Origin of the sequence: uncultured Bifidobacterium sp., from assembly GCF_963540075.1 — a bacterium.
Classification (GTDB): domain Bacteria; phylum Actinomycetota; class Actinomycetes; order Actinomycetales; family Bifidobacteriaceae; genus Bifidobacterium.
In genome coordinates this window covers 1-25,735 of record NZ_CAUTOG010000003.1, presented here as the reverse complement: position 1 = coordinate 25,735, position 25,735 = coordinate 1, and the positions used below count along the sequence as shown (strand labels likewise).

Here is a 25,735-nt window from a genome sequence, read left to right as displayed (position 1 = left end):
TCATCATGCGCGCCATCGTCCTCCTGGCCGCGTTTCTGCGGATACGCACGTCCTTGCGTCCACGTGGCGTGACGGGACGATGGATTCTCTTCCGAGGGCGGATGATCGGACGATGGAGATGCGTGCGGATGCGGCCTGTCGTCACCGATCGGGCCTGACGGCCCTGCTTGCGTCCTGCCGCGACGTCCTTCTTCCACGGGCCTGCGCAGGCTGCGGCAGACCGGACCGGATCCTCTGCGAGGTCTGCCGGGGTCTGCTGGACCGTCGGTGCGAGCGTCCTCTGGAGGGGACCTCCCTGGGCGTCTGCCTGTGCTGCGCGGACTATCGGGGAGCCGTCCGCCGCGCGATGCTCGAATGGAAGGACCATGGCGACGAGGAGTGTACGCGCTGCTTCGCATCGGCTCTGGCGGGACTGATGATTGGGGATGCCACGCTCGGTGCGCGGCCGGACCCGTACTGCGAGAGTCCGCGCATCGTTCTGATCCCCCTTCCCTCCTCGCCGTCCTCTCTTCGCAGACGGGGGCGGTGGCATATCCTCTCGCTCGCACGGCTTCTTGCCGTTCTGCTTCGACGGCGGGGAGTGGACGCCGCCGTTCTGCCGCTGCTTCGGCTATCCGCCGGGCTGGCGAGATCGGTGGAGGCCTCTCGCGCGGACCAGAGGGCCAGAAGGCTGTCCGCGGGCGTGGTGGTGGTCCGATCCGAACTGGAACGGCTGTGGGCGATAAGGCCTCGTCCGATGGTTCTGCTGGTGGACGACATCATGACCACGGGGGCGACGATGAGAGGCTGCGTTTCCGCGCTCCGGGGAGCAGGCGTCGAGGTTGCGGCGGGAGTGGCGCTGGCCTCGACGCCGAAGGAGGGACCCCAGAGGGGATTGTCCGCGCCGACGGGTCCTTCAGCCGTCTAGACGGCGTGGACGACGGCCATCTCCTCCCAGTGCGTCGTGGATCGTGGTGACAGCAGGGAGCGGCGCATGCCCCAGTCGTCCGCGATGTCGTGGTCTCTGCTGACGGAGCGTATGCCGGCGCATCCGATTCCTATGCGGCTCGGTCCGTAGCGTCCGGTGACCAGATCGAGAACGGATCCGAGCCTATGGTCATCCCGTCGGGCGCCCAGACCGTTCAGCGTCGAGTCGTATGTCATGCGGTCGGACAGGCCCGTCAGCATCACCCCGGCGCGGACATACCGGGAGTCCGGGTCGAGTCGTCCGCGCAGGGCGCCGCAGGCCGCGGCCGCGACGACGAGGGGATCGTCGCTGGGGTCGTCAAGGATGACGGTCCGCTCCGCCCAGGCGCCGGGATCCGAGGGGGACCTCGGCCGTCCGGAACAGAAGGCGGATACGCGGGAGCATACGGATCCCTGACGTCTCAGACGTGTGCAGGCGCGCTGGGCGTAGACGGACAGCGCGCCTGCGATGGCGTCGTCGGTTCCCCCGAGGGGGTGCGAGAACATCCGCGAGCACAGGATTCGGCCTGTCCGGCGGCCGTCCGAGGCGTCGGAGGGGGGCTGGGGGCAGGGTATTCCCCGCAGCTCGAGCACCGTGCGCTCGAGAACGACGGAATGCCGCCGTCGGATAAGAACCGGATCGGCGTCCCGCAGATGCAGGGCGTCCGGTATGCCCGCCGCGAGGAGACGCTTCGACAGCCGCCGCCCTACCCCCCAGACGTCGCCTATGGGGGTTTGGGCCAGCAGGTCGTCGGCCGTACGGGACGGGGATGTCGCCCGGGCGATGTCGCCCTCCTGACATGACGGCCATGTCGCGACCCCGCCTCGGTGAGGGTCATGCTTGGCCAGCCGTATGACGATCTTGGCAAGGGTCCGGGTGGGGGCTATCCCTATGCTGACCGGAATCCCCAGACCGTGCAGCACCGTCTCGCGCATGACGGCGGCGTGATGGCGTGTGCGGATGACGCCCAGGGACGAGCGCAGGAAGCACTCATCGATCGAATATCTCTCCTGGTCGGCGAAGAAATGCGACATCAGGATCATCATGCGTCGGGACAGGCTCGCATAGAGCTCATAGTTGGAGCTGCGTGCGACCACGCCCAGACGCGAGGCCTGATCGCGTATGACGAACCACGGGACGCCGTTCGCCAGGCCGAGTGCCTTGGCCGCCGCGGATCTCGAGACCACGCAGCCGTCGTTGTTGGACAGGACGACGAGAGGACGTCCCCGCAGCGCGGGGTGGAAGACGGTTTCGCAGGAGGCGAAGAAGTTGTCGGCGTCCGCCAGGACCACCGCGTCTCTCATCGAAGCGTTCCCTTCGGAGGGTCTCCCTCCGAGCGCCGGTGCGCGACCCGTTTCTGGGGATGGTAGCTTCCCGTCACCACGCCCCAGATCATGAGCTCCTGGAGTCGCGAGGGCCGGAAGTCGGGATACCGCGGATTCTCGGCGTGCAGGACCGGTCCGGCATCCGTCGCCAGAAGACGTTTGACCGTCAGCTCGCCGTCCAGCGCGGCGATGACGACGTCCCCGTCCTCGGGGTTCAGCGAACGGTCCACGATAAGCAGGTCGCCATCCCATATCCCGGCGCCCTGCATGGAGTCGCCGGCGACCGTGACGACGAAGGTCGTCTCGGGATGGGGCATGACATGCTCGTCGAAGCTGAAGTCGTCCACCATGTAGTCCTGCGCCACCGAAGGGAATCCGGCGTGCACGGCCTCCAGCGTTCTGCTCACCGGCGGGTTCCCGGCGCCGGGCCGTCCGATGGCGGTGACGCGGCAGAGGACGGACGGGCGGGGGGCGTCCCCGCCGTCCTCCCCGTCGGGCGGCGAGGACGTTGTCCCCTTGACCCGGGCGGCTCGTCGGAACAGGGGATCCGGTCTTCCCTCGATCGTGCCGACGAAGGGGGAGAGGGTTCGTACGGGCATGTCATCCTCCTTGTATTCGAACATATGTTCGATTGTAGGCTGCGGGGAGGATGACGGATGAGCCGGGACGCGCGGTGGACGGATGCGCGGGCCTCGGGGTGGCGGGAGCCCGCAGACCTTGCCCTGCCTAGCGTTCGGCGGAGATGTGGTACTTGGGCAGGGTGATCTCGAAGTCGGCGCCTCGAGGGTCGTCGACCACGCGCACGGTGCCGCCGTGCAGCTGGGCCGCCCAGCGGGCGATGGACAGCCCGAGTCCGGTGCCGCCGGACTCCGTTCCGGGACCGGTGCGCCCCTTGACGAAGCGGCGGAAGATGTCGGAGCGCGCCTCGGCGGGAATCTGCGAGCCGAAGTTCACCACGTTGGTGACGATGACGCCCGTCGAGGCATCCTCCCGTACCGCGATGAGCACGGTGGATCCGTCGGGGGAGTGCTTGAAGGCGTTGGAGATGACGTTGGTGAACAGCTGCCGGAGACGGTCCTGGTCGCCCTCCATGGTGATGTCCTTCGGCACGTCCAGACGGATGACGTGGGCGTGGCCCGAGTCGGCGATCTCCAGGGGCTCGACGGTGTCGTCGACGAAGTCGGCGACGTTGAACCTTTCGATCTCGAGGCTTGCCGCCCCCGCCTCCATGCGGGACAGGTCCAGAAGGAAGGCGATGAGGTCGGACAGGCGATGCGTCTGGTTGAGGATGCTGTCGAGATTGGCGTGGGTGGGCTCCACCACGTCATCGGCGAGGTTCTCCACCATGGCCTGCAGGGCCGAGACGGGGGTCCGCAGCTCATGACTGACGTTCGCCACCATGTCGGTGCGCATCCGGTCGGCGTGCTGGAGCTCCTCGGCCATGTCGTTGAAGGAGCGCGCGAGCTGGCCCACCTCGTCGTTGCTCGTCGTCCCCGTGCGCACGCGGACGCTGTAGTCGCCGTCGGCCATGGCCTCCGCCGCGTCGCGCATCTGACGCAGGGGGACGGTCAGGCCGCGGGCGAAGACATAGGTGATGCCCAGCGCCACCGCCAGGGTCAGAGGCATGGCGATCCACCCGCTCCAGCCGACCTTGAGCAGGAACCACGCCATGACGAAGGCGATGGAGGTGGCGATGACGATGAGGATGCTCAGTTCCATCTTCAGCGAGGAGAAATGCCCGATGGGGCGGCCGGAAACGAGGTTCCGCGGGAGTCTTCCGATTCGGTGGGACTGGGGGCCGGCCCCCTCGGCGGGGGTCGTGACGGGGCGCGCGCTCATCGCGCCGCCGTCTGTGCCCCGGTCTGCGAGGGAGCGTGCGCGTCCGGGGGCTCAGGGGGTTCGAAGGCGTATCCCACGCCGTGGGCCGTGCGGATGGTGGAGGCGCCGAGCTTGTGGCGCAGAGCCTTGACGTGGGAGTCCACGGTGCGCGTCCCGGAGGCGTCCGGCCAGTCCCAGACCTCCTCGAGCAGCTTCTCGCGCTTGAAGACGGAGCGGGGACGACGGGCCAGCGTGGCCAGAAGATCGAACTCCGTGGGCGTCAGATGCACCTCGTCGCCGTCAAGCGTGACGATGCGCTGCCGAGGGTCGATGACGAGGGAGCCGAAGTCAAGCACCTTCTCGTTCTCCATCGTCTTTGCGATGGACGCCGCACGGTCCACCCGACGGAACAGCGCCTCGCAGCGGGCGATGAGCTCGCGGGGGGAGAACGGCTTGGTCATGTAGTCGTCGGCGCCGGCGCCCAGGCCCATCACCTTGTCGGATTCGGCGTCGCGGGCCGTGAGGATGAGCACGGGAACGGGACGCTCGGCGACGATCCGCTTGGTGGCCTCGATGCCGTCCATCACCGGCAGCATGATGTCCATGATCACCAGGTCCGGCTTCAGCTGCGAGGCCGCCCGGACGGCGCTGGCCCCGTCGGAGGCGACCCGGGCGTTCCACCCCTGGGCGCTGATCCGCTGGGCTATCGCCGTCGCCAGGTCGGGCTCGTCCTCGACCACGAGAATGGTTCGCGGAGCATTCCGTCGTGTCGAAGAAGTGAGCATGCCCAGGTCCGCCTTTCAGTCTTGCGGCTTCAAGAATACCGCCCCCAGAGCCGGAATCGTGAGCCTGGCGGACCAGTCGCGTGAGTGGAAGGCGCCCGGTAGCGCCGTGACGCTGCCGTTATGGATCCCCGAACCGCCGTACCTCTCGTCGTCGGTGGTGAGCACCTCCGTCCATGTGCCGCCCCGCGTGAGGGGCACCTGGTAGTCCTGCCAGGCCTCGCCGGAGAAGTTCACGACGACCACCATCTGCTCGCCATGCGTGCCGGTCCGCACGAAGCTCAGGGTGTCATGGTCGGCATCGTCGCTGGTCAGCCACTGGAAGCCCGCGGGGTCGAAGTCCTGGCTCCACAGGGCCGGCGAGTCCTTGTACAGGGCGTTGAGGTCCGCCACAAGGGCCTGCACCTGGCGGTGCTCGGCCCATGTGAGGGAGTCCCAGTCGACGGAGCCGTCGTGGTCCCATTCGCCGTACTGCGCGATCTCGTTGCCCATGAAGGTCAGCTTCTTGCCGGGATGCGCCCACTGGTAGGCGAACAGGCATCGCACGCCCGCGTACCGCTGCCAGTCGTCTCCCGGCATCTTGCCGAACAGCGACCCCTTGCCGTAGACGACCTCGTCATGGCTGATGGGCAGGACGTAATGCTCCGAGTAGGCGTAGACGAGGGAGAAGGTGATCTCGTTGTGGTGCCACCTGCGGTTGATGGGGTCCTCGTGCAGATACCGCAGGGTGTCGTGCATCCAGCCCATGTTCCATTTGAGGCCGAAGCCCAGGCCGCCCATGCTCGTCGGCCTGGTCACCCCCGGGTAGGCCGTGGACTCCTCGGCGATCATCATGATGCCGGGGTTGTTCTTGTAGGCCGTGGCGTTGGCCTCCTTGATGAAGTCGATGGCCTCGAGGTTGTCGCGCCCGCCGTGGATGTTCGGATGCCACTGGCCGGGCTTGCGGCTGTAGTCGAGGTAGAGCATCGAGGAGACGGCGTCGACGCGCAGGGCGTCCACGTGGTACTCGTCGAGCCAGAAGCACGCGTTGGCCACGAGGAAGTTGCGCACCTCGCGCCGCCCGAAGTTGAACACGTAGGTGCCCCAGTCCGGATGCTCGCCGCGCAGGGGATCGGGGTCCTCGTACAGCGGGGTGCCGTCGAAGCGCCCGAGGGCGAACTCGTCCTTGGGGAAGTGGGCGGGGACCCAGTCCATGATCACGCCGATGCCGGCCGCGTGGAAGCGGTCCACCATGTACTTGAAGTCGTCCGGCCCGCCGAGGCGGGAGTCGATGGCGTAGTAGCCCGTGACCTGGTAGCCCCATGATCCGGAGAAGGGGTGCTCGGCCAGCGGCATGAACTCCACATGGGTGAAGCCCTCCTTCGCCACGTAGCCGACGAGCTGGTCCGCGAGCTCCCGGTACGAGCGGATCCCCGCCCGCCAGCTTCCGGCATGGACCTCGTAGATGCTGATGGGGCCGGCGTGCGGGTCGCGGGACGCCCGGCGGGACAGCCACTCGGAGTCGTGCCAGGAGTGCCTCGAGTCCACGATGACGGAGGCCGTCCTCGGCGGGACCTCATGGGAGCGCTCCATGGGGTCGGCCTTCATCACCCACTGGCCTGCGGCGTTGAGGATCTGGAACTTGTAGGTCTGGCCGGCGTGCGCGCCCGGGACGAAAAGCTCCCACACCCCCGACGACCCGATCTCGCGCATCGCGTGGCGGCGCCCGTCCCAGCCGTTGAAGTCCCCCACCACCCTGACGGCGCGGGCGTTGGGGGCCCAGACGGTGAACGCCGTGCCGGACACCTGGCCCGGGGTGCCGTTCTCGGAGCCCATCGGGTCGTCGTAGCGCGTCACGCGGGCTCCCATGGCCTCCCAGAGACGTTCGTGCCGCCCCTCGCCGAAGAGGTACAGGTCCAGGTCCCCGATGGTGGGCAGATAGCGGTAGGGGTCGTCCTCCACCAGGGGGGTCTCCGTGCCGTAGCGGACGCGCACCCGGTAGTCCGGCACGCTCCAGCCCGCGGACGACGCCGTCGAGGGCACGAGGGCCACGAACACGCCGTTGCGTTCGTGCCGTGCCGGGTACTCGCCGTCGGGGGTGATGATGGTCACATCCGCGGCCAGCGGCCGCAGGACGCGCACGGTCGTCGTGTCGTCGTGCCCCTTCGTTCCGAGATGTCCGCCGAGCACCTCATGCGGGTTGTAGTAGGTCGCGTTGCCCACGGCGTCGAGCACCCCCGAATCGACCGGCACCATCGCCGGATCCCGGGTGGGCGCAGCGACCTGATCGTCATTGATTGTCGTTCTTCCAGCCATGTCACCAGCATAGGCCCGGAAGGCCCGGTAACGGGCGTCGTGTCGCGGAAAACCGAGCGTCGCACGTCCCCTCGCCCGAGGCGGCGGTCCAGGGGTGATGGCATCCTTAGTGGGTTCACGGCAGGCATGGAGGCTTCATGGGGTACAAGGTCGGCGACATGGTCGTCTATCCACGGCACGGCGCGGCGAGGGTCGAGGCCATCACCGAGCGAACCGTCAAGGGAGTGACCCGCAGATACCTTCAGCTTTCGGTTCTGTCGTCCGACGGACTCGTCATCAACGTTCCCATCGACAACGCCGCGAAGGTCGGCGTGCGCGACATCGTGGGCGCCTCCGAGGTGTCGAAGGTCTTCGGGATCCTGCGCACCCCGGTCGTCGAGAAGGAGATGAACTGGTCGCGGCGCTACAAGCTCAACGTCGAGAAGATCGCCACGGGAGACGTCAACAAGATCGCCGAGGTCGTGCGGGACCTCTCGCAGCGCGACGTCGACGAGCATGGCCTGTCGGCGGGAGAGAAGCGCATGCTCACCCGCGCCCGCAGCATCCTGACCTCCGAGATCGCCCTGTCCGAGGGCATCGACGAGGAGGAGACGCAGCGTCTGCTCGACGTCAACCTCGGCTACGCCGAACCGCAGTCCGGCGACGAAAAGCATCACACCAAGGCCCCCGAGGAGCCTGCGTCGCGCACGTTGGCGAGGCTTGAGGCCGAGAACAGTCGCCCCAAGCGCAAATGACGCCGTCCTCGGCAGAGTACGACTCATCCGATGCGGATGGTCGCGCGGCGAATCGCGATCACGAGGTGAATCGTCCCGAAATCCCCGGGTTCCTGACGGGCATGGGGTTTGATGCCCATCGCTTCGCCCCCGAGGGTTCGCCCCGTCCGCTGCGTCTGGCCTGTCTGACCTGGCCGGGGACCGGGGTCGAGGCGGATTCCGATGGCGACGTCGCCGTCCATGCCCTTGCCGACGCCTTCCTCTCGGCCGCCCGTCTGGGCGACATCGGCGGGCTGGTGGGCGTGGGCGCCCGGTCCCGCGGCGCCGGGATGTCGGGCGAGGAGCTGCTCCGGACATGCGTCGCGGAGCTCGTCCGTCACGGCCTGCGACCGGTCCAGGCCTCGGTCGTCGTCATCGGCAACCGACCTCGCATCGGATCGCGTCGGACGGAGGCCGAGGACGTCATGTCCCGGGTCGCGGGCTGTCGGATCTCCCTGACGGCGACCACCACCGACGGCATGGGTTTCACCGGGAGAGGCGAGGGGCTGGCCGCGATGGCGACCGCCATGGTGAGCGCCGGCGAATAGCCGCGCCCGCCCGCGCCAGCGCCCAGAACAGCGTGGACAGCGTGACGATGACGAAGCTCGGCGGGAGCGGGACCATCGCCGAGATCACCAGACCGCCCCAGATGGAGACCAGGCACAGGATCCCTGATGCGAGCATGGCCTTGGGGGGCGAGGCTGTGAGGATCTCGGCCGTCGCGGCGGGGGTGACCACGAGGGCGAAGACGAGCAGGGTTCCCACCGCGGGCACCGAGATGGTGATGACGCCGGCCATGATCGCCATGAAGGCCACGTTCATGGCCATGGTGGGCACGCCGCGCGCCGCGGCGACCTGGTCGTCCAGGGAGCTGAACAGCAGGGGATGCCAGATCAGCGAAATGACGAGGAGCAGAACGGCGTCGAAGACGGCGAAGCCGATCACCTGGTCACGTGTGATCGTGAGGATCGAGCCGAAGAGGATCGACTGCATCTGCTGCGTGGCCGCCGTCGACATCCGCGCGAAGAACAGCCCGAGTCCGGTGGCGAAGGCGAGAACGGTCCCCGTGGCGATCTCCCGCTGCGAGGCCCGCCTGCCCAGGGCCCCGATGATCAGCGCCCCGGCCATCGCGAAGGCCCCCATGCCGGCCCAGACGGGCAGTCCCAGAAGCACGGCGCCCGTCGCCCCAGGCAGGCCGATGTGGGCGAGCGCATGCGCGGCGAAGGTCGAATGCCTTGCGATGGTGAAGTAGCCCATGACGCCCGCGGCGACGGCGATGCACATCCCGGCCGCGAAGGCGTTGGCCATGAAGGAGGCCGACAGGGTCGACATCCATTCCGGATCGAAGGCCAGTCCCGTCATCGAGGTTCCTCCCTGCTCCATGCCGTCCGCGTCATCGTCCCGGTCTTCCCCGTGCCCTGGGGCCGGGAGATGTCATCCGGGGAATCATCCGGGGAATCCCGGTCCGTCGCCGTCCCCGCCGTCCTGGGTCGAGGGCCGAGGGGTCTGCCCACGGCATGGCCGTGGCGGGGCGTGATGTACATGTCCCCCTGCGGGGTGGTGACGACGCCTATCGACGTGCCGTACAGATGGGTGAGCAGATCGGGGTCGAGCACCGCGTCCATGGCCGCGTAGTGGGCGTGTCCGTCAAGCAGGTAGACCGCTCCGTCGAGGATGGGCAGAAGCATGTTGAGGTCGTGGGCGACGATCTGAATCGTCATGCCGAGTCTTTCGTTGAGTCGCGCCAGGACGTCGACGACCTCGCGTTGGCTGGCGGGGTCGAGGTTGGCGAGAGGCTCGTCGAGCATGAGCAGCCGGGGGTCCGAGGCCAGGGCCTGGGCGATGGCCACGCGCTGGCGCTGCCCCCCCGACAGTTCCGACAGCCGACGCGAGGCCTGCTCCTCGACCCCGACGAAGCGGAGCATCTCGGCCGCATGCGCGCGCTGTCGTCGACTTGCCGCATGCCAGCCGAAACGGTCGCCGACCATGCCGAGCAGCACGGATTGTTCGGCGGTGATGGGGGAGTCGCCGTCCGAGGCGTAGGTCTGAGGGACGTAGCCGATGAGGCGGTTGGACTCCCCGGGCGCTCTTCCGAGGATTCCGGCCGTGCCGGAGGCCAGGGGGATGAGCCCCAGCTCGGCCCTGAGCATGGTCGTCTTGCCCGTGCCGTTGGTGCCGACGATGGCCGTGACCGATCCCGCGGGGATGCGGAAGTCCGCGTGGCTCCAGACCGTCCGTCCGGATAGGGCGATCGCGGCATCGTGGAACTCCACCGCGGCAGGGTCGTCCTGGACGGCCCGCCGCGTCTTATCGACTGTCATGCGGTCCACTGTGGCAGGCACTGCTGACAATCGTTCTCATTTACTTCCGTCGCGCATTCTCTGGGCACGTTCATGGACATGCGGCCGACGGTCCACTCGACGGCTCCTGGAACCCGTCGACGTCGCGATTTGCCCCCCCGCCGCTACCTGCCCGGGTCGGTCTGGCCCTCGTTGGAGGGGGTCGTCGACGTCGACGACCCGGATGCCGATGACGAGGAGGTGGTGGACGAGGCATCGGAAGAGGAGGACGCGCTCGGCGATGTGGAATCCGTCGACGACGACGAATCCAGGGCCTGGGAGATGGACGTCACGAGGGAGCTGATCCACGAGACGAGGCCCTGGAAATCCGAGGGGATCTGTTCGGTGACGTCGACGACGGGGACGTCGCTGCGGCCGGCGGTGCCGAGCAGCAGGGAGCCGGAATCGCTGGTCTCCTGCGTGTTGTCGATGAGGACGTCAATCGTCCTTTTCTCGATGAGCCCCTGGAAGGTCTGCAGGTCGGAGGCTGACGGCTCGTCCTCCGCGGCGACGGCCTCGGCGTAGCCCTTGGGCGTGGCGTCGGTGAATCCGAGGTCGGACATGAGATAGTACGCCACGGCCTCGGTGGCCCCGTACACGGGATCGTCATGCTGGGAACGGAAGGTCGCCATCGTCGTCTCGAGCGTCTTCTCCTTGGACTGCCAGGATCTCAGTCGGGCCGCGAAGGCCTTCTTCCTCGAGGGAAGGGCGCGGGAGAACGTCTCGGCCATCTCCTTGGCCATGCCGTTCCGCGCCTCCTTGGAGAACCACAGATGAGGATTGTCGCCGTCCATGGCGCCCACGGTCTCCGCGGCGGAGACCGTCGTGGTCGAGGAGGAGACGTTCTTCGTGGCCCAGGAGTCGTACCCGGCGCCGTTGACGATGAGGATCCCCGCCTTGCGGATCCGGGCGACGTCCGAGGTGGTCGGCTCGAAGGAGTGGGCGTCGACGTCGGAGGAGGACAGGATGGAGGTGACGGTGACGTCGTCGCCGCCTATCTGCCGGGCGAGCGATCCCCACTGGCTGACCGACGCCACCACGGTCAGAGGACCGGTGGACGACGTCGTCGGGTCGGAGGAGGACGATTCGTCGGCGCCGCAGGCCCCTGCGGCCAGGGTCATGGACAGGGCGGCCACGACGGCCATGGCCCTTCGTATGACGTTCATTCGGCCCCTCCTCGGATGCGGGCTGCGATGTCCATGGGTCCCCCGCATGACCTGACCCCACGATAGCCTAGCCGCGCGTGCGTCGTCTGCGACGGTGGTCCGTAAAACGCCCGACGAGGCCCGATGCGGAGGCCGCGGGAAAACTGACGAAGGGAGCGGGTTCATGGCGGTCAGAATGGATGGCGGGACGGTGGCTGCCGGGATCAGAAGGAATCTGGCGAGCCGCGTGGAAAGACTCGGGGTCCGAGGCGTCCATCCGGGGCTCGGAACGATCCTGGTGGGCGACGATCCCGGATCCGTGCGCTACGTGGCCGGGAAGCATGCCGACTGCGCGGAGGTCGGGATTCGGTCCATCCGCCGCGACCTGCCCGCGGACGCCGATGCCGGCCTTGTCGCGGACGCGGTGCGCGAGCTCAATGCCGACCCCGCCTGCACGGGGTTCATCGTCCAGCTCCCTCTTCCCCGGGGCGTGGACTCCGCGGCGATACTCGACCTCATCGATCCGGCGAAGGACGCCGACGGGATGCACCCCTACAACCTCGGCCAGCTCGTGCTTCATGTGGGCGGCGGGATCACGACGCCCCAGCCGTGCACGCCGCGTGGCGTGCTCAGGCTGCTCGACCACTACGGCATCGATCTGTCCGGCAGGGAGGTGTGCGTGCTCGGGCGGGGAATCACCATCGGCAGGACGATCGGTCTGCTGCTGTCCGGACGCGGCGTGGACGCCACGGTCACCCAGTGCCATACGGGAACCAGGGACATCCCCGGCCATATCCGCCGGGCCGATGTGGTCGTCGCGGCCGTGGGCAAGGCGGGATTCGTCCGCCCCGAGGACGTGCGCGAGGGCGCCGTCCTCGTCGACGTCGGGGTCTCCCGGGTCTATGACGAGGCCGCCGGACGCTACCGGGTGAAGGGCGACATCGATCCGGCGTGCCATGAGAGGAGCTCCGCCTACTCGCCGAATCCGGGTGGGGTGGGGCCGATGACCCGCGCCATGCTGCTGGAGAACGTCGTCGAGATGGCCGAGCGTTCCGCGGGCCTTCGACCGTGACGACGGCGGTGGAAAGACCTTTCCGAAGGACCCGGTGGCTCGGCATGGCACGACACGCCCGGGCTGGCGCCCCTCGAGCGGTGGAGGGGTGTCCCTATGATTGGCTCTCGTATGCGTCCGCAAGGCCGCACCCACAACTGAACATCGATAACATCCACCACAATCTCACAGAAACCACAGTTAATGGCAGAGAACAATAGCGAAGTCACCACGGTAGCGATTAACGACATCGGCACCGAGGAGGACTTCATCAAGGCAGTCGATTCCACCATCAAGAACTTCGATGATGGTGATCTCGTCGAGGGAACCGTCGTCAAGATCGATCGCGACGAGGTGCTCCTCGACATCGGCTACAAGACCGAGGGGGTCATCCCCTCCCGCGAGCTGTCCATCAAGAAGGACGTGGATCCCGACGACGTCGTCCAGGTGGGCGACAGCGTCGAGGCGCTCGTCGTCACCAAGGAGGACAAGGAAGGTCGTCTGATCCTGTCCAAGAAGCGCGCCCAGTACGAGCGCGCCTGGGGCGACATCGAGAAGATCAAGGCGGACGACGGCGTCGTTGAGGGCACCGTCATCGAGGCGGTCAAGGGCGGTCTCATCGTTGACATCGGCCTGCGCGGCTTCCTGCCGGCCTCCCTGGTCGAGATGCGGCGTGTGCGCGACCTGTCCCCGTACATCGGACAGAAGATCAAGGCCAAGATCCTCGAGCTCGACAAGAACCGCAACAACGTGGTCCTCTCCCGTCGCCAGTACCTCGAGGAGACCCAGTCCGAGGTCCGCGAGACCTTCCTGTCCCAGCTCAAGAAGGGGCAGATCCGCGAGGGCGTCGTGTCCTCCATCGTCAACTTCGGCGCCTTCGTCGACCTGGGCGGCGTGGACGGGCTCATCCATGTCTCCGAGCTGTCGTGGAAGCATATCGATCATCCGTCCGAGGTCGTCAAGGTCGGGGACAAGGTCACCGTCGAGGTGCTCGACGTGGATCTCGACCGCGAACGCATCTCCCTCTCCCTCAAGGCGACGCAGGAGGATCCGTGGCAGCGCTTCGCGCGCACCCACATCCCCGGGCAGATCGTCAAGGGCAAGGTCACGAAGATCGTCCAGTTCGGCGTCTTCGTCTCCGTCGAGGACGGCATCGAGGGCCTGGTGCACATCTCCGAGCTCGCCAACCGCCATGTCGACAACCCCGAGTCCGTCGTCAAGACCGGCGAGACCATTTTCGTCAAGGTCATCGACGTGGATCTCGACCGTCGCCGCATCTCCCTGTCCCTCAAGCAGGCCAACGATTCCGTCGACCCGGCCTCCGAGGACTTCGACCCGGCGATCTACGGCATGCCCGCCGAGTACGACGAAAGCGGCAACTACAAGTACCCCGAGGGCTTCGACCCGACCACCAACGAGTGGATCCCCGGCTACGAGAAGCAGCGCGAGCAGTGGGAGTCCCAGTACGCCGCCGCCCACGACCTGTGGGAGGAGCACAAGGCCTTCGCCACCAAGGAGATCGAGAACGCCGCCGAGTCGGCCGCCGAGGATGGCCAGGGCCCGAGCGAGGAGAAGGTGGAGTCCGTCTCCAACTACTCCTCCGATCCCGCGTCGTCCGGAACCCTCGCCGATTCCGACCAGCTTGCCGCCCTGCGCGAGCAGCTGCTCAGCGAGAAGAAGTGAGCCTTCGGCGTCCCTGAGACGCCCTGGCAGCCCGATGGCCCGGTCCGCGTTCGTTCGCGGCCGGGCCATCGCCCGTTCCATGTTCGTTGCCCGGGTCCCGTTGTCCTTGCGTCATATGCGCGGACCGCTTCGTTCGGGTCCTTCGTCGCGGCGGACTGGGTCGCGTCATGCGTCCAGCTAGCATGACGGTATGGCTATCGCGCTGAGAGTGGCTCTGACCGGTGGCATCGCGGCCGGGAAGAGCACCGTCGCCCGGCGCCTGTCCGGTCTCGGCATCCCCGTCATCGACTACGACCTGCTGGCGCGCAGGGCGGTGGAGCCGGGCGGCGAGGGGCTGCGGTCGATCGTCCGGAGCTTCGGCGCCGGAGCGCTTGACTCGGCCGGCGGTCTGGACCGGCGTTGGATGGCGAACCATGTCTTCGGACGGGACGCCGCCCCGGGCGCGCGGGAGGCGCTGAACGGGATCGTCCATCCGATCGTCTTCCGCCTCGCCGCCGAGGAGGAGGCCCGGTCATCCTCCTCCACCTCCGGTGTGGTGGTCCATGACGTCCCTCTTCTCGTCGAGGTCATCGGCCGCATCCCCTTCCGCTTCGACCATGTCGTCACCGTCGAGGCGCCCGAGGGCGTGCGCGTGGCGCGCATGCTCGCCACGCGCGGAATGACCCGCGACCAGGCCCTCGGCCGCATCGCCGGGCAGTCCACGGCCCGGGCGCGCCGGCGCATCGCCGACGTCGTCGTCGACTCGGCGCGGCCGATGGAGGAGATGCTGGCACGGGTCGATTCGCTTGCCGCGCAATGGACCCTCGAGGCGTCGCGGCGTCATACTGGACGGTGACGCCGTCGGAGACTCCGACGGGCGTCGGCTACGGAAAGAAACGGGACGGAACGCATGGGAGTCACCATCGAGCGCAGCAACAGGCCCTTCGTCGTCAAGGCGCCCTACAAGCCCTCGGGGGACCAGCCGCAGGCCATCGACGAGCTTGACAGGCGCCTGGAGAACGGCGAGAACGACGTGGTGCTCATGGGTGCGACGGGCACGGGGAAAACCGCCACCACGGCCTGGCTCATCGAGCGCCTGCAGCGCCCGACCCTCATCATCGAGCCCAACAAGACCCTGGCGGCCCAGCTGTGCGCCGAGTTCCGCGAACTCATGCCCGACAACGCCGTGAGCTACTTCGTGTCGTACTACGACTACTACCAGCCGGAGGCCTACATCCCCCAGACGGACACGTACATCGAGAAGGACTCGAACATCAACGATGACGTCGAACGTCTCCGCCATGCCGCCACGGCCAGCCTTCTGACGCGCAGGGACTGCGTCGTCGTCGCCACCGTCTCCTGCATCTACGGCCTCGGCACCCCTGAGGAGTACGCGGGAAGGATGCTGTTCCTGCATGAGGGGCAGCGGATCGACCGCGACCAGCTGCTGCGCCGCTTCGTCGACATGCAGTACAAGCGCAACGACATCGCCTTCACGCGAGGCACCTTCCGCGCGCGCGGCGACACGGTGGAGATCATCCCCGTCTACGAGGAGCTCGCCATCCGCATCGAGTTCTTCGGCGACGAGATCGACCGCATCTCGACCCTCCACCCCCTCACCGGCGACGTCATCGACCATGAGACCGAGGTGCACATCTTCCCGGCCTCCCACTACATCGCCGGTCCCGAGCGCATGGCGCGGGCCCTGGGGACGATCCGCGAGGAGCTCAAGGACCGCACCGCCGAACTCCGCCGCCAGGGCAGGGAGCTCGAGGCGCAGCGTCTGACGATGCGCACGACCTACGACCTCGAGATGCTCACCCAGGTCGGCGTGTGCTCGGGCGTCGAGAACTATTCGCGCCACTTCGACGGCCGGGATCCCGGAACGCCGCCGCATACCCTGCTCGACTTCTTCCCCGACGACTTCCTGCTCGTCATCGACGAGTCGCATGTCACCGTCCCGCAGATCGGGGCGATGTACGAGGGCGACGCCAGCCGCAAGAGGACGCTTGTCGAGCATGGCTTTCGTCTGCCCTCCGCGATGGACAACCGCCCGCTGAAGTGGCCCGAGTTCCTCGACCGCGTGGGGCAGACCGTGTATCTGTCCGCCACGCCCGGCGACTATGAGCTGGGTCTGTCCGACGGGGTCGTCGAGCAGATCATCCGCCCGACGGGGCTGCTCGACCCGAAAATCGAGGTCCGACCCGTCAAGGGGCAGGTCGACGACCTGCTCGCCGAGATCAAGGACCGCGTGGACCGCGACGAGCGCGTGCTCGTGACCACCCTGACGAAGAAGATGGCGGAGGACCTCACCGACTACCTTCTCGAGCGGGGCATCAAGGTCGAGTACCTGCATTCCGACGTGGACACCCTGCGGCGCGTCGAGCTGCTCCGCCAGCTGCGTCAGGGGAAGATCGACGTCATCGTCGGCATCAACCTGCTGCGAGAGGGCCTCGACCTCCCCGAGGTCTCGCTGGTGGCCATCCTGGATGCCGACAAGGAGGGCTTCCTGCGCTCCTACCGCTCGCTGATCCAGACCATCGGCCGCGCGGCGAGGAACGTGTCGGGCACGGTCATCATGTACGCGGACCAGACCACGGACGCCATGCGCAAGGCCATCGACGAGACGAACCGTCGCCGGGAGAGGCAGATGGCCTACAACCGCGAGCATCACATCGACCCCAGGCCCCTGGTCAAGAAGATCAGCGACGTCAACGACATGATCGCCAAGGAGGACGTGGACACCGAGACCCTGCTCGCCGGAGGCTACCGGAACGCCGGGAAGGCCGGAAACACCCATCTGGGCGTGCCGAAGGAGGACGACGAGGAGATCCGCCGCCGACACGAGGAGATCCTTGGCGCGGGGCTTCCCGCCGAGGACCTCACCGACCTCATCCGCCAGCTCAGCGAGCAGATGCACACCGCCGCGAGGCAGCTGCAGTTCGAGCTGGCCGCGCGGCTGCGCGACGAGATCCGCGACCTCAAGAAGGAGCTGCGGCAGATCACCGACGCCAGCCGGTAGTCGGGCGGGTCACCGGCGCTCCGTATGCTGGAGGGCATGTCGGAAACCCCTCTCGCGTTCATGATCGTCACCTTCGTCGTCCTGGCGGTCTTCTTCGTCGTGGACATCCTCGTCATCGGCAGGCGCCCGCATGTGCCGTCGACGGCCGAATGCGTCAGGCATATCGCCTTCTTCGTCGCGGCGGCCCTGGTCTTCGGCGTGCTCGTCTGGGCGTTCGCCGGGTCGAGGCCCGCGGTGGAGTTCTACTCGGGATGGCTCACCGAATACTCGCTGAGCATCGACAACCTCTTCGTCTTCGTCGTCATCATGTCGAACTTCGCCGTGCCCAAGGTTCTCCAGCGCTACGTGCTGAGCATCGGCATCACCGTCGCGCTTGTGCTGCGGGGCGTCTTCATACTCATCGGCGCGGCCATCATCACGCGCTTCACCTGGGTGTTCTTCCTCTTCGGCGCCTTCCTCATCATCACCGCCATCAGGCTCGTCACCGGCGGCGACGAGGACGAGGAGTACCACGAGAACGCCGTCATCCGGCTGCTGCGCCGGGTCGTCCCCCTCACCGACAAGTACGACGGGGAGAGGCTGCGCACCCGCAAGGATGGGCGCCGCTACTGGACGCCCATGCTCATCGTCTTCCTCGCCATCGGCACCACGGACGTCATGTTCGCCTTCGACTCGATCCCCGCGATCTTCGGCCTGACGAAGGACCCCTTCATCGTGTTCACCTCGAACGTGTTCGCGCTTCTGGGGCTCCAGCAGCTGTACTTCCTTCTCGGCTCGCTGCTCGACAAACTCGTCTACCTGCCGATCGGCCTGTCGACGGTGCTCGGGTTCATCGGCGTCAAGCTCATCATGGAGGCCCTGCACGGCAACTCCCTGCCTTTCATCAACGGCGGCCGCCCGATCGAGGCCGTCCCGGAGATACCCACCTGGGTCTCCCTGGCGGTGATCGTCGTCGCCCTCGGCGGCGCCTCCCTCGCCAGCCTCGCGGCGATGAGACGCGCCGGACGTCGCCGGTCCGTCCAGGACGAGGCCGGGGGACGTCCGACGGGGAGCCCCTCCCTCGGGAGATAGCCGGCCCGAAACGGGCACGGAGACCCTCACGTCGCGGCGCCCGCCGGCACGGACCCGGATGGGCATCCCATGGTCCAGGCATGCATGCGGGGCGGTCATGACGGGACGGTGACGGCCGGATGAACATCCGGTGTGCGCGTTCACAACACGCGCCGTGACGGTCGTTCATGCCCAGGAGGGGCCGAGTAGACTCGAAGGCGAGTCCGGAGCCCGTGCCCCGGATGGTCAGAACACACAGGAACAGGAATAGGCAGGCATATGCGTAAAGCCAAGATCGTCGACACCATCGGTCCCGCCACGGAATCACTGGAGGAGCTCACCAGGCTCGTCGAGGCCGGGATGGACGTCGCGCGTCTCAATCGTTCCCATGGAACCCCCGAGGATCATCTCAAGGTCTACAACAACGTCCGTCAGGCATCCAAGACCACGGGCCGCAACGTCGCGGTGCTCGTGGACCTCCAGGGACCGAAGATCCGCTGCGGCTGGTTCAGGAAGAACGCCGAGGGCGAGGACAAGGTCCAGCTCACCGAGGGCCAGGAGTTCACCATCACCACCGACGACGTCGAGGGCGACGAGCACATCACCTCGACGACCTTCAAGGGTCTGCCGGGCGACTGCCACGCCGGCGACCCGATCCTCATCGACGACGGCAAGGTCCGTCTCGAGGTCACCTCGGTCGAGGGATCCAACGTCCATACCAAGGTCATCGTGGCCGGACCGGTCTCCAGCCACAAGGGCATCAACCTCCCCGGCGTCGCCGTGAGCCTGCCGGCCCTGACCGAGAAGGACGAGACCGATCTGCGCTGGGGCATCCGCACCGGCGCCGACATCATCGCCATGTCCTTCGTGCGCTTCGCCACCGACATCGACCGCGCCCATGAGATCATGGACGAGGAGGGACGCCGCATCCCGATCGTCGCCAAGATCGAGAAGCCCCAGGCCGTCGAGAACCTCGAGGAGATCGTCAAGGCCTTCGACGGCATCATGGTCGCCCGCGGCGACATGGCCGTGGAGATGCCCTTCGAGGAGGTTCCGCTCGTCACCAAGAGGTGCATCGAGCTGGCTCGGCAGTACGCCAAGCCCGTCATCGTCGCCACCGAGGTGCTCGGGTCCATGGTCCACTCCCCGGTGCCGTCCCGCGCCGAGGCCTCCGACTGCGCCAACGCCATCCTCGACGGCGCCGACGCCACCATGACCTCGAACGAGACCGCCGTCGGCGAGTATCCGGTCGAGACCGTCAGCACCATGAGCCGCATCTCCGGCTATGCCACCGAGCACGGCTACGACCGCATCCCGGCGCTGAAGAACCTCGACATGTCCAGCACCGGCGCGGTGTCCTCCGCCGCCGTCGACCTGGCCGACAAGCTCAACGCCAAGGCCATCGTCGCCTACACGCAGACCGGCAGCACCGTGCACCGCGTCTCCCGCGAGCGTCCGGCCGCCCCGATCTACGGCGTGACGAACAACAGGCACACCTACCACTGGCTCGCTCTGAGCTGGGGCACCGAGGCCTTCTACATCGACGAGGACTACCACGACAAGAGCCGCAAGGATCTCATGGTCTTCACCGACGGCGTCCTGCGCGACGCCGGGAAGGTCGCCGACGGCGACAAGATCGTCGTTCTCAGCTCCGCCCAGGGCGATCATCAGCCCGGCCGCACCGATTCGATCTACGTCCACACGGTCGGCGCCTGCGACGACTGAGCCGATTCGTCCCTGACGGGCGTGCCGGCGGATCGACCCGCGGCACGCCGAGGGATGGAATGGACGGACTGAGGCCCCGGCGTACTGCGCCGGGGCCTCAGTCCGTCCTTCCGACGATGGAGGCGAGTCCGGAAGACCTCAGTCCAGAGGCTCGGGGTCGGCGAGGCCCTCATGGAGCCGCAGCACGGCGATCACCGACTTGGCGTCGAGGATCGTGCCATCGAGCACCATCGCATAGGCCTCGTCCAGGGTGTACAGCCGCACCTCGGAACGCGGGGTCTCCGGTCCGATCGTCGAGCGTTCGGCGGGGGTCAGACCGCTGGCGTAGAACAGCGCCGTATGCTGCGTGGAGAAGCTTGGCGTGTTGATGATGCGCGCGAACTGCGACAGATGGTCGGCCTCGTATCCGGCCTCCTCGCGCAGCTTGCGCAGGGCCACGTCGCGTGGGCGCTCCTCGGGGGAGGAGGCGTGCCCCGCCGGGATCTCCAGCGTCCAGCGGTGCGTGGGGATCCGGTACTGCTCGACGAACGGGATCCGGCCGTCCGGGGTCCGTGCGATGACCCCGACGGTGTCCCCGTTGTTCTCCTCGAGGAGGAAGCGCTCGAACTGACCGACCGGCGCCGAGGAGAAGGCCACGCGGTCCACGTTGAAGTAGTGGCTGGAGACGATCTGGCGGCGAGACTCCTCCCTGACCGGGGCCGGCCTCCACGGATCGAAACGACGATACGTCCTGGTGCTCATATCCGCTCCTTCTCGAGGTTCTGCGAAAGTCCCCGCACTGGCCTCATTGTATGCGCGCGAAGGGAATATGGACCGCGTGGAGGCGTCGAAACGCCGTGGTCGCGTCGGCGCGGGGCAGGACCGGCGGGGGCGTCGGGGCTGCTGATATGCTTGGGTGCCGTGAGACCGCGGTCGGCGCCGTCGGCGGGCCTCGCCCCTGTATCCCAATTGGTAGAGGAAGCAGCCTCAAAATCTGCGCAGTGTGGGTTCGAGTCCCACCGGGGGCACGTGACATCGGATGGACGGTCATCGACGTCACCGACGATGCCGGCGCGTATGACCCGCGCCTGTGTGGAAAGAGGTTGAGATGCCTGCAAGGAAGAGGACCACCGAGCCGCAGATCGCTGCCGACGAGGTGCTGACGGAGGACGAGCTCCGGGCGGCCGCGCAGGCCGGGGGGGACGCGGCGAAGACGCAGACCCCCGCCAGGGACGGCTCCCGCAAGCCGCGGGTCGTGGTCGCGGAGGACGAGTCCATCAACCGCATGGACCTCGTGTCGATGCTCGAGGACAACGGCTACGAGGTCGTCGGCCAGGCCGCCAACGGCGAGGAGGCCGTCGAACTCACCCGCAAGCTGCGTCCCGACGTCGTGTGCATGGACGTGAAGATGCCCCGGATGGACGGCATCGCCGCCGCGGGAACGATCTGCGATGAGAACATCGCCCCGGTCGTCATGCTCACCGCGTACTCGCAGACCGATCTGGTGAGGAAGGCCACCGGCGCGGGGGCCATGGCCTACGTCACCAAGCCGTACGAGGAGTCCAAGCTTCTCCCGGCCCTTGAGGTCGCCATGGGGCGCTTCAGCGAGATCAATGACCTTCTCGACAGCGTCGAGCGCAGCGAGAAGCGGCTCAAGGACGTCGAGGAGAGTCTGCGGCAGGCCGAGGAGAAGCTGCGCAAAAGCGAGGAGACGCTCGAGGAGCGCAAGCTCGTCGACCGCGCCAAGGGCCTGCTCATGGACAAGGCCGACTTCTCCGAGCAGGGCGCCTTCCGCTGGATCCAGAAGACCTCCATGGACCAGCGCATCCCCAAGAGGCGGCTGGCTCTCGCCATCATCGCCAAGTACGGCGACACCAAGTCCGACGAGGACGGCGACGGCGGCGACGAGGGGGATGAGCGCTAGCCGGGGTTCCGCGGCGGGCGGCGACCGCGGAACCCTTCTGGCGGTCGATGGGCACTCCCTCGCGTTCCGGGCGTTCTTCGCGCTTCCGGTGGAGAACTTCAGCACCGCCTCCGGTCAGCCCACCAACGCTGTATGGGGCTTCGCGACGATGCTCGCCCAGGTCATCCAGGCGGAGCGTCCCGACCATCTCGCGGTGGCCTTCGACGTCAAGGGCGGCACCTTCCGCAATACGCTGCTGCCCCAGTACAAGGGGACCCGGGACGCCGCGCCGGAGGACCTGCTCACGCAGCTGCCGATCATCCAGCGCATGCTCACCGCTCTGGGGGTCACCTTCATCGAGAAGCCCGGCTACGAGGGCGACGACGTCATCGGCACTCTGGCGAGCATGGGCGAGACGGCCGGATGCCGCACGCTGGTCCTGTCCGGTGACCGCGACGCCTTCCAGCTGATCGACGACGACGTCACCGTGCTGTACCCCGGGCATCATTTCAAGGATCTCAAGCATATGACCCCCGACGCGGTCGAGGAGAAGTATCACGTCGGCCCGGACCGATACCCCGATCTTGCGGCGCTGCGCGGCGAGACCGCGGACAACATCCCCGGCGTGCCGGGCGTCGGCGACGGCTACGCGGCCAAATGGCTGGGGCAGTACGGCTCGCTGTCGGGGATCATCGAGCATGCCGACGAGATCGGCGGCAAGAAGGGCGAGGCCCTGCGCGCGAGCATCGACCAGGTGAGGCTCAACAGGAGGGTCAACGCCCTGGTGCGCGATCTGGACCTCGGGGTCACGGTCGACGACCTCGGCTTCGGCACCCCGGACGTCAGGGCCCTGGACGCCCTTTTCACCGAGCTCGAGTTCGGCGCCACCACGCGCAGGCGGGTGCTCGACGCCTTCGGGGCGGCCTCGCAGGCGACGGTCGCGGAGCACGCCGTCGCCGTGGAGATCCCCAGGCCGGAGCCCGTGACGGTGACGGGCGCCGAGGGGCTGCGCGCCTGGATCGGGAAGGTCGTCGAAGAGGACGATGCGTCGTCCCCCGAGGGGGCCGACACGCACGAGGACGCCGGAGGAGCCGGAGGGGAGCCGGCTCGGACCACCGCCGCGCCGGCGGGCGTCGTGGACGGGGATGCGACCTGCAACGGCCGCATGGCGCGATCGCTGGTGGTCCACATCGAGGGGTCGGCCCGTCCCGGGCAGGCTCGCGCCGACATCCTCGTTCTGGAGCTCGGCGCGTCGGCCGCGGCCGTCGTGGGGCGTCCGGACGACGACCTGCGCGAGGCCCTGCAGGGGCTGCTTGACGCCCGGCATGGCGAGGTCGTCGTGCATGGCTACAAGGAGCATCTCCACCTGCTCGGGTCCTGGGGGCTGTCGATGGGACGCCCGCTGTTCGACACCAAGCTCGCCGCCTATCTCGTCCAGCCCGACTTCCATGCCGATTCACTCGAGCAGGCGGCCGCCCGCTTCCTCGACCTGCATCCCGAGGAGCCCGGCGACGAATCCGACGGGAAGGGACGGGCCGCCGATGCGGACCAGGGCATGCTCGACCTCGATGCGGGACCGGCCTGCGACGAGGCCGCCGCGAAGGCCGAGCTCGCCCAGGCCGTCCTCCATGCCGGAATCGTCTCCGCCCTGGCCGCTCGCCTGGCGCCGGTGGTCGACGAGCGCCGCCAGTACGGGTTGCTGGAGTCCATCGAGCTTCCCGCCTCCCATGTTCTTCATGGCATGGAGACGGTGGGTGCGGCCGTGGATCAGAGCCGGCTCGACGCGCTGCACGGCCAGTTCGCCGCTGACGCCGAGCAGGCCCAGTCCATCGCCTGGCAGGCCGCAGGGACGGAGGTCAACCTCCAGAGCCCCAAGCAGCTGCAGGCGGTGCTGTTCGACGACATGGGCCTGCGGCCCACGCGCCGCACCAAGACGGGGTCCTACACCACGAGCGCCCAGGCCCTGCAGGACCTGTATCTGAGGTCCGCCGGCAACGAGCGGGCCAACACCTTCCTCGGGGCTCTGCTGCGCTACCGTGAGACCATCAAGCTCAGCCAGATCGTGCGCACCCTGATGGACGCCGTCAATCCAGGCGACGGGCGCATCCACACGACCTTCGAACAGACCGTGGCCGCCACGGGGCGCCTGAGCTCCGTGGACCCGAACCTGCAGAACATCCCCAACCGCAACGCCGCCGGACGGGAGATCCGCTCGGCGTTCGTACCGGGGGAGGGCTTCGAGGCCCTGTTGAGCTGCGACTACTCGCAGGTGGAGCTGCGCATCATGGCCGACCTGTCGGGGGACGACGCCCTCATCGAGGCCTTCCGCTCCGGCGCCGACTTCCACCGTTTCGTGGCCAGCCTCGTGTACCGCGTGCCGGTCGAGGAGATCACCCCCGACCAGCGCAGCCACGTCAAGGCGATGAGCTACGGCCTGGCGTACGGGCTGAGCACCTATGGTCTCGCCCGGCAGCTGGGCGTGAGCCCGGCGGCCGCCGACGTGCTGCGCGACAAGTACTTCGCGACCTTCGGCGAGGTGCACGACTACCTCGAGTCGCTGGTCGCGGGGGCGCGAGAGAAGGGCTACACCGAGACGATGTTCGGTCGTCGACGCTACTTCCCGGCCCTGCGTTCGACGAACCGCACCGCGCGCGACGCCGCGGAGCGCGGCGCCCTCAACGCGCCCATCCAGGGGTCCGCGGCCGACATCATGAAGCTGGCGATGATTCGCGCCGCGACCGCCCTCGAGTCCTCGGGTCTGCGCAGCCGCATCATTCTGCAGATCCACGACGAGCTGGTGCTCGAGGTGGCTCCGGGGGAGACCGGGAAGGCCACCGCGCTGGTGAAGGACGCCATGGAGCATGCGGTGACTCTGGCGGTTCCGCTGGACGTCGCCGTCGGCGTCGGCGCGGACTGGCAGCAGGCCGCGCACTGAGCGTCTTTTTCCGCGACGTCCCGAAGACGCCGAAGGAGGATGGGATGGTCGAACTGGTCAGGGTCGTCAAGGCCCTGGAGGAGCTGTATCCGCTGCGCTACGCCGAGGACTGGGACCATCCGGGTCTTGTCGTCGGGCTGCCGCATGACGAGGTCTCGGTCGTCGCCTTCGCCGTCGACCCGACGCGGGCCGTCGTCGAGGAGGCCGTCCGGCGCGGCGCCGACCTGCTCGTGTGCCATCATCCGCTTCTTTTCCGCTCCGTCCACGAGGTCTCGGGGCTGGCGGGGGCGGACGGCGGTGCGCATGGCGCCGTCATCGCGCGTCTGTACCGCGCCGGCTGCGCCCTGTGGGTGGGGCATACGAACGCCGACGTGGCGCCGCGTGGCGTCGGGCAGGCCGCGGCGGACGCCTTCGGACTCGTCGACCAGCGGCCTCTGGTGCCCGCGCCGGGGGATGAGACCGGGACCTTCGGCCTCGGACGGGTGGGGACGCTTCCCGAGCCGATGACGCTGCGCGACTTCGCCGGACGCGTGGCCGCGGCCCTGCCACATACCAAGCGCGGGGTGCTCGTCGCCGGCGACCCCGAGGCCCCGGTGAGCCGCGTGGCGGTGCTTCCCGGCTCCGGAGACTCCCTGTTCGACGAGGTCCGGGCATCGGGCGCGGACGTCTACGTGACGAGCGATCTGCGGCATCATCCCGCCCTCGACGCTCGTGAACGCGCCCGCTACGAGGCCTCGCTCGCCGGCGCGGACCCTGCGGACCCTGCGGGCCATGCGGCGACCGCCCGTCCCCTGCTGGTGGACACCCCCCATTCGGCCATCGAATCGCTGTGGCTCCGCTATGCGGTCCGGGACGTGCCGGACCGCGTCGAGGCGATGACGGGGGTCCGTCCCCGGACGCTGCGCATCGACCAGGTCACCGACCCCTGGACGCTCGCCATCCGCTGAAGGACATCCGCTGAAGGCCATTCGTGGAACCGACGTCATGGAACCCATGTCGCGGAACC

The 25,735-nt window shown here is 68.0% G+C and carries 21 protein-coding genes and 1 tRNA gene; 13 read left to right on the top strand and 9 right to left on the bottom strand.

From position 1 onward, the window contains the following. Positions 1-112: 112 nt before the first annotated feature. Entirely contained in the window at positions 113-907 is a 795-nt protein-coding gene (locus tag RWX87_RS01055) for a ComF family protein (RefSeq protein ID WP_314685975.1), read from the top strand. On the opposite strand, the gene RWX87_RS01050 is transcribed toward RWX87_RS01055, so the two are convergent. From RWX87_RS01050 to glgB, 5 genes are all read right to left on the bottom strand, one after another. Beyond that, the gene (locus tag RWX87_RS01050) at positions 904-2,250 is read right to left on the bottom strand and encodes a Y-family DNA polymerase (protein ID WP_314685973.1); all 1,347 of its coding nucleotides are present in this window, start codon (positions 2,248-2,250) and stop codon (positions 904-906) included. The two genes, RWX87_RS01055 and RWX87_RS01050, sit on opposite strands and share 4 nt — an antisense overlap. Then, positions 2,247-2,870, bottom strand: a complete 624-nt coding sequence (locus RWX87_RS01045; protein ID WP_314685971.1) for a S24 family peptidase — start codon at positions 2,868-2,870, stop codon at positions 2,247-2,249. Before RWX87_RS01045 ends, RWX87_RS01050 begins: the two co-directional genes overlap by 4 nt. A 127-nt stretch (positions 2,871-2,997) precedes the next feature. Next, positions 2,998-3,990 carry a HAMP domain-containing sensor histidine kinase gene (locus RWX87_RS01040; protein ID WP_314685970.1) on the bottom strand — a complete coding sequence of 331 codons (993 nt, stop codon included), beginning with the start codon at positions 3,988-3,990 and terminating at the stop codon, positions 2,998-3,000. A gap of 116 nt (positions 3,991-4,106) precedes the next feature. Further along, positions 4,107-4,874 (bottom strand): response regulator transcription factor, encoded by a 768-nt coding sequence (locus RWX87_RS01035; protein WP_314685968.1) that lies wholly within the window; start codon positions 4,872-4,874, stop codon positions 4,107-4,109. A 15-nt stretch (positions 4,875-4,889) separates the two neighbouring features. Continuing rightward, positions 4,890-7,166 carry a 1,4-alpha-glucan branching protein GlgB gene (gene glgB / locus RWX87_RS01030; RefSeq protein WP_314685965.1) on the bottom strand — a complete coding sequence of 759 codons (2,277 nt, stop codon included), beginning with the start codon at positions 7,164-7,166 and terminating at the stop codon, positions 4,890-4,892. Positions 7,167-7,303: 137 nt separating this feature from the next. Here glgB and RWX87_RS01025 point away from each other — a divergent pair, with 137 nt between their 5' ends. Together RWX87_RS01025 and RWX87_RS01020 are read left to right on the top strand one after the other, a co-directional pair. Next, positions 7,304-7,900: a CarD family transcriptional regulator gene (locus tag RWX87_RS01025; RefSeq protein WP_314685962.1), complete on the top strand. Its 597-nt coding sequence runs from the start codon at positions 7,304-7,306 to the stop codon at positions 7,898-7,900. A 101-nt stretch (positions 7,901-8,001) separates the two neighbouring features. Next, positions 8,002-8,466, top strand: coding sequence for a 2-C-methyl-D-erythritol 2,4-cyclodiphosphate synthase (locus RWX87_RS01020; protein ID WP_314685959.1), 465 nt, complete (start codon positions 8,002-8,004; stop codon positions 8,464-8,466). On the opposite strand, the gene RWX87_RS01015 is transcribed toward RWX87_RS01020, so the two are convergent. From RWX87_RS01015 to RWX87_RS01005, 3 genes are all read right to left on the bottom strand, one after another. Continuing rightward, positions 8,405-9,280 (bottom strand): metal ABC transporter permease, encoded by an 876-nt coding sequence (locus tag RWX87_RS01015; RefSeq protein ID WP_314685956.1) that lies wholly within the window; start codon positions 9,278-9,280, stop codon positions 8,405-8,407. The genes RWX87_RS01020 and RWX87_RS01015 overlap by 62 nt on opposite strands. Then, positions 9,277-10,239 carry an ABC transporter ATP-binding protein gene (locus RWX87_RS01010; RefSeq protein WP_314685954.1) on the bottom strand — a complete coding sequence of 321 codons (963 nt, stop codon included), beginning with the start codon at positions 10,237-10,239 and terminating at the stop codon, positions 9,277-9,279. The genes RWX87_RS01015 and RWX87_RS01010 overlap by 4 nt, the downstream gene beginning before the upstream one ends. A gap of 143 nt (positions 10,240-10,382) precedes the next feature. Then, positions 10,383-11,423, bottom strand: coding sequence for a metal ABC transporter solute-binding protein, Zn/Mn family (locus tag RWX87_RS01005; RefSeq protein ID WP_314685951.1), 1,041 nt, complete (start codon positions 11,421-11,423; stop codon positions 10,383-10,385). 163 nt (positions 11,424-11,586) lie between these two features. Between RWX87_RS01005 and RWX87_RS01000 the strand changes: the two genes are divergently transcribed. The 6 genes from RWX87_RS01000 (at position 11,587) to pyk (ending at position 19,912) form a co-directional block, all read left to right on the top strand. After that, on the top strand, positions 11,587-12,474 hold the full coding sequence (locus RWX87_RS01000) for a bifunctional methylenetetrahydrofolate dehydrogenase/methenyltetrahydrofolate cyclohydrolase (protein ID WP_314685949.1): 888 nt from the start codon (positions 11,587-11,589) through the stop codon (positions 12,472-12,474). Positions 12,475-12,657: 183 nt separating this feature from the next. After that, a complete protein-coding gene (gene rpsA / locus RWX87_RS00995; RefSeq protein ID WP_314685947.1) occupies positions 12,658-14,136 on the top strand; it encodes a 30S ribosomal protein S1 in 1,479 nt (492 codons plus the stop codon). 196 nt (positions 14,137-14,332) lie between these two features. Beyond that, entirely contained in the window at positions 14,333-14,971 is a 639-nt protein-coding gene (gene coaE, locus RWX87_RS00990; protein WP_314686039.1) for a dephospho-CoA kinase, read from the top strand. A gap of 54 nt (positions 14,972-15,025) precedes the next feature. Further along, positions 15,026-17,137, top strand: coding sequence for an excinuclease ABC subunit UvrB (gene uvrB / locus RWX87_RS00985; protein ID WP_314685945.1), 2,112 nt, complete (start codon positions 15,026-15,028; stop codon positions 17,135-17,137). A 36-nt stretch (positions 17,138-17,173) separates the two neighbouring features. After that, the gene (locus RWX87_RS00980) at positions 17,174-18,208 is read left to right on the top strand and encodes a TerC family protein (RefSeq protein ID WP_314685942.1); all 1,035 of its coding nucleotides are present in this window, start codon (positions 17,174-17,176) and stop codon (positions 18,206-18,208) included. A 258-nt stretch (positions 18,209-18,466) separates the two neighbouring features. Then, a complete protein-coding gene (pyk, locus tag RWX87_RS00975; RefSeq protein ID WP_314685940.1) occupies positions 18,467-19,912 on the top strand; it encodes a pyruvate kinase in 1,446 nt (481 codons plus the stop codon). Positions 19,913-20,050: 138 nt separating this feature from the next. On the opposite strand, the gene RWX87_RS00970 is transcribed toward pyk, so the two are convergent. After that, positions 20,051-20,653, bottom strand: coding sequence for an NUDIX hydrolase (locus RWX87_RS00970; protein ID WP_314685938.1), 603 nt, complete (start codon positions 20,651-20,653; stop codon positions 20,051-20,053). 192 nt (positions 20,654-20,845) lie between these two features. On the opposite strand from RWX87_RS00970, the gene RWX87_RS00965 reads away from it, so the two are divergent. The 4 genes from RWX87_RS00965 (at position 20,846) to RWX87_RS00950 (ending at position 25,676) form a co-directional block, all read left to right on the top strand. After that, positions 20,846-20,919: transfer RNA gene (locus tag RWX87_RS00965), tRNA-Leu, on the top strand. An 80-nt stretch (positions 20,920-20,999) separates the two neighbouring features. Further along, positions 21,000-21,815: a response regulator gene (locus RWX87_RS00960; protein WP_314685937.1), complete on the top strand. Its 816-nt coding sequence runs from the start codon at positions 21,000-21,002 to the stop codon at positions 21,813-21,815. Next, positions 21,805-24,729, top strand: coding sequence for a DNA polymerase I (gene polA / locus RWX87_RS00955; protein ID WP_314685935.1), 2,925 nt, complete (start codon positions 21,805-21,807; stop codon positions 24,727-24,729). The genes RWX87_RS00960 and polA overlap by 11 nt, the downstream gene beginning before the upstream one ends. Before the next feature lie 44 nt (positions 24,730-24,773). Beyond that, the gene (locus RWX87_RS00950) at positions 24,774-25,676 is read left to right on the top strand and encodes a Nif3-like dinuclear metal center hexameric protein (RefSeq protein ID WP_314685933.1); all 903 of its coding nucleotides are present in this window, start codon (positions 24,774-24,776) and stop codon (positions 25,674-25,676) included. Positions 25,677-25,735: the final 59 nt, after the last annotated feature.

Excerpts from the sequence above, each read along its gene's own strand:
- RWX87_RS01055 (WP_314685975.1), top strand. The coding sequence starts at position 113 with ATGGAGATGCGTGCGGATGCGGCCTGTCGTCACCGATCGGGCCTGACG.
- RWX87_RS01050 (WP_314685973.1), bottom strand. The coding sequence starts at position 2,250 with ATGAGAGACGCGGTGGTCCTGGCGGACGCCGACAACTTCTTCGCCTCC.
- RWX87_RS01045 (WP_314685971.1), bottom strand. The coding sequence starts at position 2,870 with ATGCCCGTACGAACCCTCTCCCCCTTCGTCGGCACGATCGAGGGAAGA.
- RWX87_RS01040 (WP_314685970.1), bottom strand. The coding sequence starts at position 3,990 with ATGGAACTGAGCATCCTCATCGTCATCGCCACCTCCATCGCCTTCGTC.
- RWX87_RS01035 (WP_314685968.1), bottom strand. The coding sequence starts at position 4,874 with ATGCTCACTTCTTCGACACGACGGAATGCTCCGCGAACCATTCTCGTG.
- glgB (WP_314685965.1), bottom strand. The coding sequence starts at position 7,166 with ATGGCTGGAAGAACGACAATCAATGACGATCAGGTCGCTGCGCCCACC.
- RWX87_RS01025 (WP_314685962.1), top strand. The coding sequence starts at position 7,304 with ATGGGGTACAAGGTCGGCGACATGGTCGTCTATCCACGGCACGGCGCG.
- RWX87_RS01020 (WP_314685959.1), top strand. The coding sequence starts at position 8,002 with ATGGGGTTTGATGCCCATCGCTTCGCCCCCGAGGGTTCGCCCCGTCCG.
- RWX87_RS01015 (WP_314685956.1), bottom strand. The coding sequence starts at position 9,280 with ATGACGGGACTGGCCTTCGATCCGGAATGGATGTCGACCCTGTCGGCC.
- RWX87_RS01010 (WP_314685954.1), bottom strand. The coding sequence starts at position 10,239 with ATGACAGTCGATAAGACGCGGCGGGCCGTCCAGGACGACCCTGCCGCG.
- RWX87_RS01005 (WP_314685951.1), bottom strand. The coding sequence starts at position 11,423 with ATGAACGTCATACGAAGGGCCATGGCCGTCGTGGCCGCCCTGTCCATG.
- RWX87_RS01000 (WP_314685949.1), top strand. The coding sequence starts at position 11,587 with ATGGCGGTCAGAATGGATGGCGGGACGGTGGCTGCCGGGATCAGAAGG.
- rpsA (WP_314685947.1), top strand. The coding sequence starts at position 12,658 with ATGGCAGAGAACAATAGCGAAGTCACCACGGTAGCGATTAACGACATC.
- uvrB (WP_314685945.1), top strand. The coding sequence starts at position 15,026 with ATGGGAGTCACCATCGAGCGCAGCAACAGGCCCTTCGTCGTCAAGGCG.
- RWX87_RS00980 (WP_314685942.1), top strand. The coding sequence starts at position 17,174 with ATGTCGGAAACCCCTCTCGCGTTCATGATCGTCACCTTCGTCGTCCTG.
- pyk (WP_314685940.1), top strand. The coding sequence starts at position 18,467 with ATGCGTAAAGCCAAGATCGTCGACACCATCGGTCCCGCCACGGAATCA.
- RWX87_RS00970 (WP_314685938.1), bottom strand. The coding sequence starts at position 20,653 with ATGAGCACCAGGACGTATCGTCGTTTCGATCCGTGGAGGCCGGCCCCG.
- RWX87_RS00960 (WP_314685937.1), top strand. The coding sequence starts at position 21,000 with ATGCCTGCAAGGAAGAGGACCACCGAGCCGCAGATCGCTGCCGACGAG.
- polA (WP_314685935.1), top strand. The coding sequence starts at position 21,805 with ATGAGCGCTAGCCGGGGTTCCGCGGCGGGCGGCGACCGCGGAACCCTT.
- RWX87_RS00950 (WP_314685933.1), top strand. The coding sequence starts at position 24,774 with ATGGTCGAACTGGTCAGGGTCGTCAAGGCCCTGGAGGAGCTGTATCCG.